This is a genomic window from Zymomonas sp. (assembly GCF_020216885.1).
Taxonomy (GTDB): domain Bacteria; phylum Pseudomonadota; class Alphaproteobacteria; order Sphingomonadales; family Sphingomonadaceae; genus Zymomonas.
Genome location: NZ_JAIWON010000054.1, coordinates 1 through 13306, shown reverse-complemented (window position 1 = coordinate 13306; position 13306 = coordinate 1). Strand labels below are relative to the sequence as shown.

Annotated in this window: 13 protein-coding genes and 1 pseudogene; 4 read left to right on the top strand and 10 right to left on the bottom strand. The window is 46.1% G+C overall.

Going from position 1 to position 13306, the window contains the following annotated elements; genetic code table 11:
• Nucleotides 1-281 precede the first annotated feature (281 nt).
• The gene (locus LDL18_RS02830) at nucleotides 282-1637 is read left to right on the top strand and encodes a GntP family permease (protein WP_296506900.1); all 1356 of its coding nucleotides are present in this window, start codon (nucleotides 282-284) and stop codon (nucleotides 1635-1637) included.
• Nucleotides 1638-1749: 112 nt separating this feature from the next.
• The gene (locus LDL18_RS02825; RefSeq protein ID WP_296506899.1) at nucleotides 1750-2247 is read left to right on the top strand and encodes a gluconokinase; all 498 of its coding nucleotides are present in this window, start codon (nucleotides 1750-1752) and stop codon (nucleotides 2245-2247) included.
• A 72-nt stretch (nucleotides 2248-2319) separates the two neighbouring features.
• Here LDL18_RS02825 and LDL18_RS02820 read toward each other — a convergent pair whose 3' ends face one another.
• The 3 genes from LDL18_RS02820 to LDL18_RS02810 all read right to left on the bottom strand — a co-directional run bounded on the left by LDL18_RS02820 (nucleotide 2320) and on the right by LDL18_RS02810 (nucleotide 5794).
• Complete coding sequence (locus LDL18_RS02820; protein WP_296506898.1) at nucleotides 2320-3360, bottom strand: outer membrane protein assembly factor BamD; 1041 nt, start codon at nucleotides 3358-3360, stop codon at nucleotides 2320-2322.
• Between the two features lie 162 nt (nucleotides 3361-3522).
• On the bottom strand, nucleotides 3523-4470 hold the full coding sequence (locus LDL18_RS02815; RefSeq protein WP_296506897.1) for an HNH endonuclease: 948 nt from the start codon (nucleotides 4468-4470) through the stop codon (nucleotides 3523-3525).
• Nucleotides 4471-4558: 88 nt separating this feature from the next.
• Nucleotides 4559-5794 (bottom strand): penicillin-binding protein activator, encoded by a 1236-nt coding sequence (locus LDL18_RS02810; protein ID WP_296506896.1) that lies wholly within the window; start codon nucleotides 5792-5794, stop codon nucleotides 4559-4561.
• Between the two features lie 60 nt (nucleotides 5795-5854).
• Here LDL18_RS02810 and rsmI point away from each other — a divergent pair, with 60 nt between their 5' ends.
• Both rsmI and LDL18_RS02800 read left to right on the top strand, forming a co-directional pair.
• Complete coding sequence (gene rsmI / locus LDL18_RS02805; protein ID WP_296506895.1) at nucleotides 5855-6742, top strand: 16S rRNA (cytidine(1402)-2'-O)-methyltransferase; 888 nt, start codon at nucleotides 5855-5857, stop codon at nucleotides 6740-6742.
• Nucleotides 6735-7121 carry a YraN family protein gene (locus LDL18_RS02800; RefSeq protein ID WP_296506894.1) on the top strand — a complete coding sequence of 129 codons (387 nt, stop codon included), beginning with the start codon at nucleotides 6735-6737 and terminating at the stop codon, nucleotides 7119-7121. Before rsmI ends, LDL18_RS02800 begins: the two co-directional genes overlap by 8 nt.
• Before the next feature lie 46 nt (nucleotides 7122-7167).
• On the opposite strand, the gene LDL18_RS02795 is transcribed toward LDL18_RS02800, so the two are convergent.
• The 7 genes and pseudogenes from LDL18_RS02795 to LDL18_RS02765 all read right to left on the bottom strand — a co-directional run.
• Nucleotides 7168-7782, bottom strand: a complete 615-nt coding sequence (locus tag LDL18_RS02795; protein WP_224452971.1) for a hypothetical protein — start codon at nucleotides 7780-7782, stop codon at nucleotides 7168-7170.
• 58 nt (nucleotides 7783-7840) lie between these two features.
• The gene (locus LDL18_RS02790) at nucleotides 7841-9292 is read right to left on the bottom strand and encodes a L,D-transpeptidase family protein (protein WP_296506901.1); all 1452 of its coding nucleotides are present in this window, start codon (nucleotides 9290-9292) and stop codon (nucleotides 7841-7843) included.
• 265 nt (nucleotides 9293-9557) lie between these two features.
• Complete coding sequence (locus LDL18_RS02785; RefSeq protein WP_365974590.1) at nucleotides 9558-10580, bottom strand: zinc transporter ZntB; 1023 nt, start codon at nucleotides 10578-10580, stop codon at nucleotides 9558-9560.
• A 35-nt stretch (nucleotides 10581-10615) separates the two neighbouring features.
• Entirely contained in the window at nucleotides 10616-11482 is an 867-nt protein-coding gene (gene galU / locus LDL18_RS02780; RefSeq protein ID WP_296506892.1) for a UTP--glucose-1-phosphate uridylyltransferase GalU, read from the bottom strand.
• A 124-nt stretch (nucleotides 11483-11606) separates the two neighbouring features.
• Nucleotides 11607-12872, bottom strand: coding sequence for a diaminopimelate decarboxylase (gene lysA, locus LDL18_RS02775; protein WP_296506891.1), 1266 nt, complete (start codon nucleotides 12870-12872; stop codon nucleotides 11607-11609).
• A 13-nt stretch (nucleotides 12873-12885) separates the two neighbouring features.
• Nucleotides 12886-13137, bottom strand: a complete 252-nt coding sequence (locus LDL18_RS02770) for a hypothetical protein (protein ID WP_011241509.1) — start codon at nucleotides 13135-13137, stop codon at nucleotides 12886-12888.
• Nucleotides 13137-13306, bottom strand: a pseudogene (locus LDL18_RS02765) (argininosuccinate lyase); the annotation flags it as partial. The pseudogene LDL18_RS02765 and the gene LDL18_RS02770, both read right to left, overlap by 1 nt.

Below are 13306 nucleotides of genomic sequence, written 5' to 3'. Positions count from 1 at the left end.
TTTTAAATATATTGTTAAATTAAATTAAACCGTCACATGTTTTTTTATTAAAAATTATTTTAATGTAAAAATTTTTACATAAGAAGTAAATAAATTTAATTTTAAATACAGAGTATTGAGAATTGATACTTAAGAGACAGTTAAAAATTATTATTAATTTTAAAAAATTTCATTATTTTCTTGCAAAATAGACTGAATGCTGGCTTTCCCATAGATGGAATTTCTGCATCTTGCGTCAGGTCTTCATAAGGCCTGACCAAAAAAAGAACGGATGAGTAACCATGCACTCTAATGGAACAATGCTCCTTTTATATGCATTGGCGTCCATCATCATTCTTATTTTGATGATTGCAAAGTGGCGTCTAAACCCTTTTGTTTCCCTTATTTTAGTTTCAATCGGTATGGGTGCCGTAACGGGCATGCCCTTAACCAAAGTTTTGTCGGCCTTTCAAGATGGTCTTGGTTCCGGTATCGGATCAACGGCGAGTGTTATCGCACTCGGCACCATGCTTGGTAAGATCTTGGCTGAGTCTGGTGGTGCAGAACGTATCGCTACAACGACGATCAAGATTTTCGGCCCTAAACTTATCCATTGGGCGATGTTGGTCATTGCCTTTATCGTGGGTATTCCGATCTTCTATCAGGTCGGCTTTATCCTGTTGATTCCGCTCGTCTTTACCTTGGGACGTGCCAGCGGGATTTCTCTTGTCAAATTAACCATTCCGCTTTGTGCCGGTTTGGCTACCGTTCACGGTTTGCTGCCTCCGCATCCGGGTTCAATGCAATGCGTTGAAATGCTCCATGCTGATGTGGGTAAAACCATTCTTTACGGTTTCATCGTCGGTTTCCCTGCTGCTATCCTTGCAGGTCCTCTTTATGGTAACTGGATTACGCCTCGCATTCAGCTGCCTGCCCACAACCCTTTTGCAGAAAGTCTTGAAGGTAGCAGCGATCAGGATAAAAATTTGCCAAGTTTTTGGCTAACCATTTTCTCGATTTTGCTTCCTGTTTTGCTGATGGTTTTTTCCAGTGGCGCCAATATCTTCCTTCCTAAAGGCAATGATATTCGTGCTTTCATGAACTTCATGGGTGATCCAGTCGTTTCCTTGCTTATCGCTTTGCTGGTTAGCATGGTCACCTTGGGTTTCTGGCGTGGTTTCAGCAGTGCTGACCTTCTGAAATTCACCAATGACTGCTTGGGCCCGACGGCTGGCATTCTGTTGCTGATCGGTGCTGGTGGCGGATTTAGTGAAATTCTGTATCGCGCCGGTGTCAGTACCGCCATGGCTGATCTGTCTCACGTCATGCATCTGTCTCCGATTATGCTCGGCTTTATCATTGCGGCGGTTATCCGCGTTGCAACCGGTTCACAGACGGTGGCAATGTCGATGTCCGGCGGTATGTTAGCCCCGATTATCTTCAGCACCCCGGGCTTCCACAGCCCTGAATTGCTGGTTCTTTCGATCGGTGCTGGTTCGTCCATTTTGTCTCACGTCAATGATGGTGCTTTCTGGCTGTTAAAAGAATATCTGAATATGACAGTCAGCCAGACCTTTAAGACATGGACGGTTTCTGTCACCATCGCTTCGATTGCAGCCCTGATCCTCACCTTTGGTCTTCAGGCATTGGGTCTTTAATATTTTAAAGGAAGAAGGGCTTTTTTAACCAAAGCCTTTCTTCCTTCAAAAAGACCTTTTACAATCAAGTAAAGAAACAGATTTCTGTTAGATTAGTAAAAAGGAAAGCGTCATGATTATCGTTGTTATGGGCGTTTCAGGTTGTGGTAAAAGCACGGTCGGTGCCGATCTTGCCAAGCATCTTCATTGCGATTTCCAGGATGCTGACGATTTCCATCCGCAAGCGAACAAAGACAAAATGTCTAACGGCATTCCCCTGACGGATGAAGATCGTTGGCCGTGGCTCCACGCTATCCGCGACTATATGGACAAAGAAAAAGCAGCCGGACATGACGTTGTTTTTGCCTGCTCTGCTTTGAAAAAAGTCTATCGTGATCTGTTAAATGATAAACATGATGTTCATTTCGTCTATCTGAAAGGTAGCGAAGAACTGATTTCCGATCGTTTAGCACATCGTTCCAGCCATTTCTTCAATCCGAAATTACTGCATAGCCAGTTTGAAACGCTTGAAGAACCGACGGCTGACGAAGGTGTTTTTGTTGTCGATATTCGCAACGATCCCGATACGATTGTCGATATCGTCAAAAAAGAAATGACCAGCTGGAAGTAATCCTTTTAGCTTTACCTTTAAAAAAAAGCCGCCTCAAAGGCGGCTTTTTTTATGAGCAAAGGATTCTATCCTTTATGGGTTATTAGAAACCGCTTCATTCCCTGTCAGATTTTCCGAAGGTGCCGATATCGGAGGCATAGGTGGCAAAGCCGCATTACTCGGACTTTGTCCCGCTGGATCATCATGGCTGCCGACATCATCCGAAGGCACGGTTAGTTTATCATCCTGTGAAGGCGCAGCAGAGGGCGTCTTGGGATGATCGTCATCCTCCATATTATTAGCTGTATCCGGCGTATCATTTTGAGGCGCTTCTAAATGCACCTGCGTAAAGGCCTGCGGGTAATGCTCTTTGATAAGGCGATAAGCGCGACTATACCATTTCGAGCCGGGGAAGTTGGCACCTAAAACTGCCGCCGCATTCCGAGCTTCCACACGAAGCCCCATAGCAAGATAGCTTTCCGTTAAACGTTCCAAGGCCTCTGGCACGTAAGTGGTGGTCTGATATTCATCAATAACACGCCGGAATCGTAACGTTGCAGCAAGCCACAGGCGACTTTGCTCATAAAAACGGCCAATGGCCATTTCTTTCCCGCCCAGATGGTCATGAACCAAATCCATCTTTAATCGGGCATCTGCGGCATAAGGTGTATCTGGATACCGCCGGATAATGTCATTCATAGAATCAAGAGCAAGCTGGGTGGTATGCTGATCGTGATTCACATCCTGAATCTGCTCATAATAATCCATCATGATCAGATACATCGCGTAAGGCGCGTCTTTATTGCCCGTATGAATGGATAAAAAGCGCTGTGCCGAAGCGATAGAAGCTGAATAATTGCGGGCGCGATAATTACAAAAAGCGCTCATCAACTGGGCGCGGCGCGCCCAGATGGAATAAGGATGCTGTCGCTCTACTTCGTCAAAGAAAGCCGCAGCAGCCTTATATTGGCCACTGTCCAGACTTTGCTTACCGGCATTATAAAGCGTATCCACATCCCGCGCGACATAACGGGTATCAGTCTTCTTTTTACCCCGACCGGCACAACCAGCCATGGGTAAAATCGCAATAGCGGTCAGGGCTATTACCAAGGAACGAGAAAATTTTGAGGCCATATTCTGCCTCTATAATATTTTTTCACTCAAGGAAACGGGACTCTTTCAGTCACAAGCCTCCTTTTAACAGAAAAACAGCGCTTTTGAGCTTTCAAGGAAACAACCTTAAAATTTTATTCTCCCAAACGAAGCCAATGAAAGGACGCAATAAAGCTAAATTTTTTATTCAGATCGAAAAATATTTTCGCGATGATAGGCTAAATATTCTTTTTGCTTAGACGTAAAAGCTTTCCCCAAGACTTTTTGATTACTCGTGCATCCCAAAAAAGCCAGATTTCTCCTATCCATCTGGGAGGAAATCAAAATATCACCATCATTGCTGAAAGAAATATACCCCTTATCGAAAAGATGGTCGGCATTTGGTGACAATAAAAAGCCATTATGACCATCAACCCGCTCATCAGAAGATGAGCAGTCTCGCCATGGTTTAATATGACTGGCGATCAGATGGAGGCTATCCTTTATCCCTGTGAGACGACATCCCTCTTCTATCTCTTGCAAATTTCTACGGAAGCGCCCCTGCCCCCGCCTTGCCAATATGAGGGCTTCACGTTCAGTCTCATTCAGTGACGTATCTTGTTTAATCGCCTCGATTTGCGCCTCTTCGGCATTAAGCTGACTATCAGAGATCCAGCTTTGAAGATCGTCAAGCCAAGTCTTGGGCTGGGTATTAAGGATAAAATGCCCTAAATCGGGAGAAATCTTTGCTAAATAAGCGCCTTGATTGCCGCCTTTGTTTTTAACTGACCAAGGCGAATATTTTTGAGGTAAAAGAGAAGTCAGCATATCACAATGTTCGGAGGGCAAAAAAGATTTAGGAAAAGATCGCCATGTGATGGCAATTCCCCAACCATCATCGCTCCATTGTTCTTTATCAAAATCTTGTAATTCTTTTGGCTTTGAGCAAGAGATGGCGTTCTCTTTGACAATACCAACATCGTTTATTTTTCCATTGGCATAGGAAAAAACAATATCGCCGACTAAAGCGAATTTCATATTTTCATAGAATTGGTTCCGATAGCCATTGGTATTTTTTTTGGGTGACCAAAGATAGCCGCCCTCTTTTTCTTGTTTATAGGTTTTTCTATGATTAACCCACCAATACGCCATCTCTTTTGCCTTTAAAATTGATATAAAAAAGACGTCTTCTATTATAATAGAAGACGTCTTTTTCTAAAAAACAATCAATATCTTTTGATTATTTGCTAAAGCTGGTCGGTGCAGGGTCAATAACAACAATACCATTAGCCGATATTTTTTCGACAGCTAACGCCCGCTCGGCAATCGCTTGGTTATTAAAGCGGAAAGCACCATCAATGCCCATAAAACCATTGGGTGACAACAGCTTCTTTTCTGGAAAATCGCCATTAGAAGGCCAATTTGGAGAGATACGTGCCGCCAGCAAAATGGCATCATAGCCAAGGCTGGCTAAACGCGGCGGAGTAACACCATAGCGGGCTTTATATTTACCAGATAATTGGTGGAACATCCCATCTGGCACAGAGGCAAACCATGCCCCATAAAGGGCAGGAACATTTTTAAGATTATTATCAATAGACCAAAGCTCGCTTCCCAATATCTGGGGTTTCGTGCCATCTTGCTTCACGAGTAAAGGCGCAGCGACACGGGCAATTCGGGGCGAATCCGCAATCAAAACGGCATCATAATCCTGTCCCAATTTGGTTACCGCGTCACTGATCTCCTGTGGCGTGCGGTTATAATTGGAAAGGGTCGCAACGCTGCCCCCATTATTGGAAACCGTGCGCAGCAATGAAGCCGAGGCTTTCCGGCCATAAACCCCATTGGGAAGAAGAGCTGCAAAGCGGGATAATCTGTGATCCAAAGCATATTTGACAACCCGCTGAATACCAGCACCCACCGAAAAACCCATCACATAAACGCCATTTCCAGCCACACTATTGTCATTAGAAAAGGTAATCATCGGGATATGAGCACTACGGGCAGCCGAAGCCATCATTCGGGCTTCGCTGGGGAAAACCCCGCCAAGGATTAACTTGTTACCATCAGAAACGGCTTTGTTAACAGCCTCAGCCGCGCCTTTTGCACTGTCATAGCAGGTGATTTTTATCCCCGTATGGCGGTCGGCCAGATCAGACACCGCCATTTGGGCTGTATTGGCAATGGATTGGCCGATATTTGCAAAAGTTCCTGATAACGGCACAATAACCGCTACCGAATGGACGGCTTGCATCTGCCCGATATCAGAAGCGTTACCTCCATTATCAGAGAAGGCATTATCGGCATTTTGGTTTTGATTAGCCGGATTGTTTATTGAAGAGGCATTGGGATTATTGGAGGAGGCAGTTTTAGGATGAGAGACGGAAGAACCTCCGCAGGCTGCTAACGTGGTGGTTAACAACAAACCGGATAAAAAAAGGATATTTTTTTTCAACCGGTAGCGAATAACATTCATATTGACCTCATTCTTTTATACATTGCGGTAGGTGCCTCTCCTCTGCCATGACAAGAGACTATGACTTTACCTGTTCAAGATAACACCCAAGATGTGCAATCGGACAAATTACAACCCGGCTTGTATATTGTTGCGACCCCTATCGGCAATCTTTCAGATTTATCCTTAAGAGCTGCCGATATTTTGAAAAGAGCAGATCTTATTGCGGTAGAAGATAGCCGGGTAACGGCCAAATTATTGCATCATATTGGTATTAAACGACCGATGATCGCTTATCACGATCATAACGCCGATTATTTAAGGCCACAACTTTTACCCCGCCTGAACCATGAAGCGATTGCCTTGGTCTCGGATGCAGGCACACCTTTAATTTCTGATCCCGGCTTTAAATTGGTGCGGGATGCCCGAAAAATGGGGGCTTATGTCACCACCATTCCGGGGCCTTGTGCGGCGATTGCAGCGCTGACCTTATCTGGCCTTCCTTCCGATCGTTTCCTTTTTATCGGTTTTTTACCGCCTAAGGAAAATGCCAGAAAAAAAGCTTTGGAAGAGGTTGCCGGCATTGCTGCAACCCTTATTTTTTACGAAACAAGCGCGCGCTTGATCTCTGTTCTGACGAGCTTGCATCAAATTTTAGGCGATCGCGAAGCTGCCGTTACACGTGAAATTACCAAAAAATTTGAAGAATGTCAGACAGCGCCCCTTTCCGAATTGATAACCCATTATCAAGAAAAGCCGCCTAAAGGCGAATTGGTTATTCTGGTTTCCCCTGCGAATAAGAAAACAGAAATCGGCGAGGATGAAATCAAAGCCTTGCTTGAAGCGGCTCTGAAAGATCATTCGGTTGGAAAATCCGCAGCTTTGGTTGCTAAACAAACGGGTTTATCGCGCCAAGATCTCTATGATCAGGCCATGCAGCTACGGCAACAATCTTCTTCTGATGCCTAAGGACAGAAGGATAAACAGAAAAAAGGCTGAAAAACTGGGGCGTTTAGGTGAATTCATAAGCCTCTGGTGGTTACGCTTCCACGGCTGGCATATCATCAAGCATGGTCGCCGCGTCAGAACGCCAGCAGGCGAAATTGATATTATCGCCAGACGCGGCCGATGTTTGAATTTTATCGAGGTAAAAACCAGACGGTCAAAAGAGGATTTGGATCAAGCGATTGATTATCACCGTTTGAAACGGGTAGCGGCCGCCGCCCGTTTCCTTGCCCCCAGATTGATGCGCCCCGATGACGAAATAACGATAGATGTCATCTTATGGCGACCATGGCATTGGCCAAAACATCTTCATAATGTCTGGCATGAAAAGGCTTTTTATTAAAAATAAGCCTGACGCCAAAACGTCAGGCTAAATCAACGGGATCACGTTATTTTCCGCGGGCACCCCGTGCAATAGATTCTGCAATCGCGGCGCTTTTTTTCGATTCAGCCGCCTGTGTTTCAAGCTGTTTCTTTTCTTGCTCTTTTTCTTCGACCTCTTTTTTCTCTTTATTTTCTGGCTCCAGCACATTGCTGGGAGAGAGCTCTTTTACGCTCTTGTGATATTGATTGTCATATTGAGCATTGACCGAAGGTTCGCCGGGACGATCGCCATCTTTGATATGAGCTGTCATGGGCGTGGTCATGCCGGTTGCCATCGCATCAGACATGATCTGGCTGTCTTTAGAGGTTTTCCCGTAGCCTTGCTTCGGCAGATCAACGCTTTCCCGATCAATAACCTTATCTTTCGGCAATTTCTTGGTCATCGCCTTGGTGCCATCATCGGGCATACTGACAGGCTTTTCAGGCGCAGGCGCACTACTTAAAGGACCAATATCCGGCCCTGCTGGCACAGTATTGCTAAGCGGTTCCGTCTGCTCCATCTCTGTTGGAGTTAACGGGGTGTGATGATCAGCCTGATTTTGATCAGCTTTTTTATGATGATCAGAACAACCGGTAACAACGACCCCTGCGGCTAAGGCCATCGCTATTAACCTGTGCATATTCATAGCTGGAGAATGCCCCTATATAAAAAAGAATAAGAATTTGGCTCTGCCATAATCAATTATTGTTGGATTGTCCCTGAACAGATTGCCCAATAGCTTCGATTTTTTGTGCCAATAGTTCATCCCATTTATAAGGATCGCTTCTGAAGCTAAGGGCATTTTCACCATTACCAAAAGCTGTCCAATAAAATAGGAAAACCGCAACAGGTTGTTTCAGACGGACACGTTCGGTTTCGTTTTTATCAATTTCACTCCGAAGGCGGTCACCTGTCCATGCTGGATCGGCGGCCAGCAAGCGTTCACCTAAAGCGACCGGATGTTCAAGCCGGATACAGCCATGACTTTCTAAACGGCCATAACGACTAAAAGCCCCCCGCCCCGGTGTATCATGCAGATAAACGGAATAGTTATTCGGGAAGTCAAACTTCAACTGACCCAAGGAATTTCTGGGACCCGGCTTTTGCTGCAAACGCTGCCCCTGACCGCTTTCACCGATAATTTTAAAACCGGCGGCCTGTAAATATCCGGGATGCGCTTTCTCTTTTGGCCATAATTCTTTCTTGGCGATAGAATCCGGCACATTCCAAGGCGGATTGATGACCAAGCTGTAAATGGTCGAACGCAGCATAGGCGTTTCATTCCCCGGACGACCCGTTACACTTTTCATCGACATCACAGGCTGATTTTTTTCAAACAGGGTCAACACTGCGGCCGCAACATTCACCTGAATACGATTTTCCGGCAAATTGCGAGGCAGCCAACGCCAGCGTTCCATATTCGCCATAATCTGATGGATTCGCGATTTCACCGGCTGGTTCAAAGCCTGCAATGTTTGGCCAGAGACAATTCCTGTCGGATTGAGACCATAACGCTGCTGCGCTCGTTTAACAGCGGATCTCAAAGCTGTATCAAAATGGGAAGAACCATTATCCGGTAATTCTTTGTCTTCGATAGCGAGCCGCCGACGCAAAGTTTTTACCCGTGGATTATCGCTACCAACGGTAAGATCAGCGCCAGTCGGGACGACCGGCCAGCCGCCTTTTTCTGCGATGGCACGATAATAGATCAGACCATTTTTTAAACCAGCATAACCGGAGTAAGGCGGCGGTAAATTAGCAGCCCAGTCGCCTAATGTATTGTTATTAACTGCATTTTTAAAATCAGGCCACGGATCGTAGGGATCCGGTTTCATACCCCAATTTTTGTCGAAATCACCGGCAGAAAGCCGACCGCTATGAATAGCACGCGCATAATCAAGACTGGCTGAAATCAGGCTTTCACCTGTCAAATGATGGGCAGTGGCCTCTTTTTTCTCACCGATCAGGCCATCATCCCCAGCCTTATCAAGCAAATGATTGAGAAAGGCGGTCTGTTTTTCCGTTAAATTAAGATTTTCACGGCGCGATTGCGGACGAGGAGCATTAGCTGTCTGCCCATTACCGGTGACATTAGCTTGCGGTGCGGAAACGGCTTCATTCGTCATCACATTTTGGGCGAACAAAGGCATGGCTGACAAAAAACAGGCTTGAAACAGAAAAGATCGATATAAATACTTGTGCTTCACCTGTGAAAGCCCCCTCTATTTGATGTCAGCACAATGCTTCCAATATTACCAAGATATAGCATTTAAAAAAAACGAAAAATCAACGTCTTATTCATCGGATTTACATCCAAGACTCTTCGATTTTCCTTTATGAATGCAATAATCACCTGTCGAGAAAATAGCCAATAGAAAGAAAAAATCGGCACATTTATAATGCCATTCTGTGGCTTTAACGACGAAACCACTGTTTCTGGACAAAATAAAGCGTGATAGCCACCGCGATTAAGACACAAATTGCAATAACCCCATTAAATGCCCAAGGCGCATTGGCATAAGGGATACCAGCCACATTCATACCCAATAATCCGGTTAGAAACGTCAAAGGTAAGAAGATAAGGGCAACAATAGAGAGTAGTAAACCACGTGTATCTATTTGTTCTGACCGAAGATCGGTTAATTGTTCATGCAATAAAGCAGCGCGCTCCCGAATAGCTTCCAATTCTTCGGCCATACGAGCAAAACAATCGGCAGCCCCATGCAAATGAATACGGTCATCATCCGCTAACCAAGGGAGATGAGAATTGGCCATTGTTTCAAGGGCTTGACGCTGCGGGGTTGCAAAACGGCGATAGCTGATAGCCTGCGAACGAACCGAGGCAATGATCCGGCGCATTTCCCAAGCATCATCCGAACTAAGACGGGCTTCACAATTATCAACCCGATCACCCAAAGCAGCGACAACGGGATCAAGCGTATCTGATACTTTTTCAGCAATCAGAGCAATTAAATCACCCGGATCATGGATCGCGCCTTTATTCATGGCATCAATAATGGAATTATTAGCCGCCAAGACATCAAAACAGACTGAAATAACCACAGAATGTTCGACCCAAAGACGGATGGATATCAGCCCGTCAGGGTCATCTTTTGGCGTAATACCAAGGCCACGAAGGTTAATAAGGGCGCCAGAATCGATAATCTGGAAACGGGGACGCGTCTCGACGGCACTTAGAGCGGAAATTGTTGGTTCTATAATCTGGGTATGGTGCCTCAACCATTCGGCAACCGCCGCCGGTTTGTCCTGAAGGCGTATCCAGATAAAACTGTCAGTGCTGTCATAAGGGAGAAGAGATGAAAGTTTTTCGACATTGATGTCGTCGACGCTTCCATCTTTCCGAATGAGATAAGCCTTAATTTCCACAACAAGCCCCTGACAAAGATCAGCCTTCTTCGCCAACCTCTGTGAGGCCATCTTACTGTCAGGAAAAGAAGGCTTAATCCATTAGATTAAAAATTTTGGCGATGTAGATAGTCTCTAACCGCAGGGCCTATATCAGGTCTTTCCAAGGCTAACGCAACATTTGCCTGAATAAATCCAGCCTTATCACCGCAGTCATGGCGAATACCGCCAAAGCGACAAGCGTGAAAAGGTTGCTTCCCAATCAGCTGTGCCATCGAATCCGTCAACTGGATTTCACCACCGACACCGCGATTATCCTGTGCCAGTAAAGGCATAATATCCGGTTGGAGAATATAACGTCCCGTCATGGCTAACCGCGAAGGGGCTTTTTCTGGTTTTTCAACCAGACCTTTAACTTCGGTAACCTCGCCGTCAGTTTTACCGGGATCAACGATACCATAACGGTGAGTATGCTCTTCGGGGACTTCCATCACGGTGACGACGTTACCCCCTTTCTGGTTATAGGTCTCAACCAATTGCACCAGACTGGGCTTTTCAGGATTCCAAAGTAATTCATCGGGCAAAAGAACAGCAAAAGGCTCATCGCCGATCAAATCACGGGCGCACCAGACAGCATGTCCCAAGCCCAACGGTTCCTGTTGCCGAATAAAACAGGCACGCCCCGGAGCCACCCGCGTGCCTTCCAGCAAATCTAGCATTCCGGTTTTGCCTTTGGCTTTAAGGGATGCCTCTAATTCATAGGCGATATCGAAATAATCTTCGATAGCCTGCTTGCCACGTCCAGTAACAAAGATCAGTTCTTCAATGCCGGCTGCCCGTGCTTCATCGACAGCATATTGAATCAAGGGGCGGTCAACGACCGGCAGCATTTCCTTGGGCATGGCCTTGGTCGCTGGCAAAAAGCGCGTGCCTTGGCCGGCAACAGGAAAAATTGCTTTACGGACAGGTTTCATAAAAAAACTTTTCTGCTGTTAGAATAAAGGTAATTCAAAGGAGATAATCCCCTGTTATTCAAGGGGACTCTTTGAATAACGCAAGATTGAGCATAAAAGTTGCAAATGAATATAAGCTGATGGCCTATAGCCATTCTACCTTTTGTTCATCACGCATCAAATCTTCGACTGATTGCCGTTTTCTGATAAGCGCTGATTTATTGCCAGCGACCATCACTTCTGCAACCAGAGGACGGGAATTATACGCACTTGCCATCGTTGCACCATAAGCGCCCGCTGACATAATAGCGACCAGATCATCCGGTTTCACAGCGGGGATAGAGCGATTTCGGGCAAAGATATCCCCCGTTTCACAAACAGGCCCCACAATATCCGCCTGATAGACCTGCGCGCTTGGCGTAACGGCTTTGATTTCATGATAGGCATCATAAAGCGTAGGACGAACCAGATCATTCATAGCTGCGTCCAGAATAACAAAACGTGCCGTCTTGCTTTCTTTCACGCGAATAACTTTCGATAACAATATGCCTGCATTCGCAATCAATGACCGCCCCGGTTCAAAGATCAGGCGACAATTCCAGCCTTTGGTAACGCGTTTAATCATCTCACCATAGGCTTCGATGCTGGGTGGTTCGGGCTGATCGTCTTTATAGCGAACACCTAATCCACCACCTAGATCGGCTGTTTCAATCACATGACCGGCTTTTTCTAAAGCCGTAATGATTTCATAGAGACGTTCGGCGGCGGCTTCAAAAGGCGCAAGATCTGTAATCTGGCTTCCGATATGGCTAGCAATCCCTTGTATTTTCAAGGATGGATAGCTGGCTACTTTTTCATAGGCAGACAGAGCATCTTCAGCCGCAATGCCGAATTTGGTGTCCGCTTTTCCGGTCGCAATTTTTGCATGGGTATGCGGATCGACATCAGGGTTTATCCGCAAAGCAACAGCGGCTATTTTCCCTAAAGAAGCCGCCACTTTGGCCAGCATTTCAATTTCGGGAACAGATTCTATATTAAATTGCCCGATACCGATTTCGAGGGCATAACGCATTTCTTCTGCGGTTTTCCCGACACCGGAAAAAACAATGCGTTCTGGCGGCATACCGGCAGCTACAGCACGACGGATTTCTCCGGCAGAAACGACATCCGCGCCCAAGCCTTCTTTCGCGAAACTAGCCAATATAGCTTGGGATGGATTGGCTTTCACCGCAAAAGCCACCAAGGCTTTTCCTTTTCCTGCCCCATCCAGAGCTTTGGTAAAACGGCGCGCACGCTCTGTCAGATAGCTATGGGCATAGACATAGCAAGGCGTTCCATATTGCGCAGCAATTTCAGGAAGCGGAATATCTTCGACACAAAGCGTGCCGTTTTTCAGCGAAAAAGGAGTCATATGTATAACTTTTCTAGCGGGGCGGAAGATCAAAATAATCTTCAGTTCTGACCGTCGAATGTAAGAGAATATCTTGGGTTCGATCAGGACGCGCCTGACTGGGAGGATTCATCAAATCCTGCCTATCAGGCATAACGCGGGAGGTTTCGGGTTTTACCTGCGGCGAATGGCCGGGCGGCATGGAAAGCGTTCCACGCTGACCACATCCGCCCAAAATAAACGCTACGGGCAATAAGCCTGCGATAATAGCCCAGCGAAGATGCATCAATTTAACCCTAAGGCCTTTTTGGCATCAAGGATGCGGGCGCGGACTTGATCTGGCGCAGTGCCACCATAGCTATTCCGAGACGCGACCGAAGCATCAACAGAAAGAACCACTTTCACCGATTCATCAATGCGGGGATCAATGGCCTTTAAATCTTCGATAGATAAGG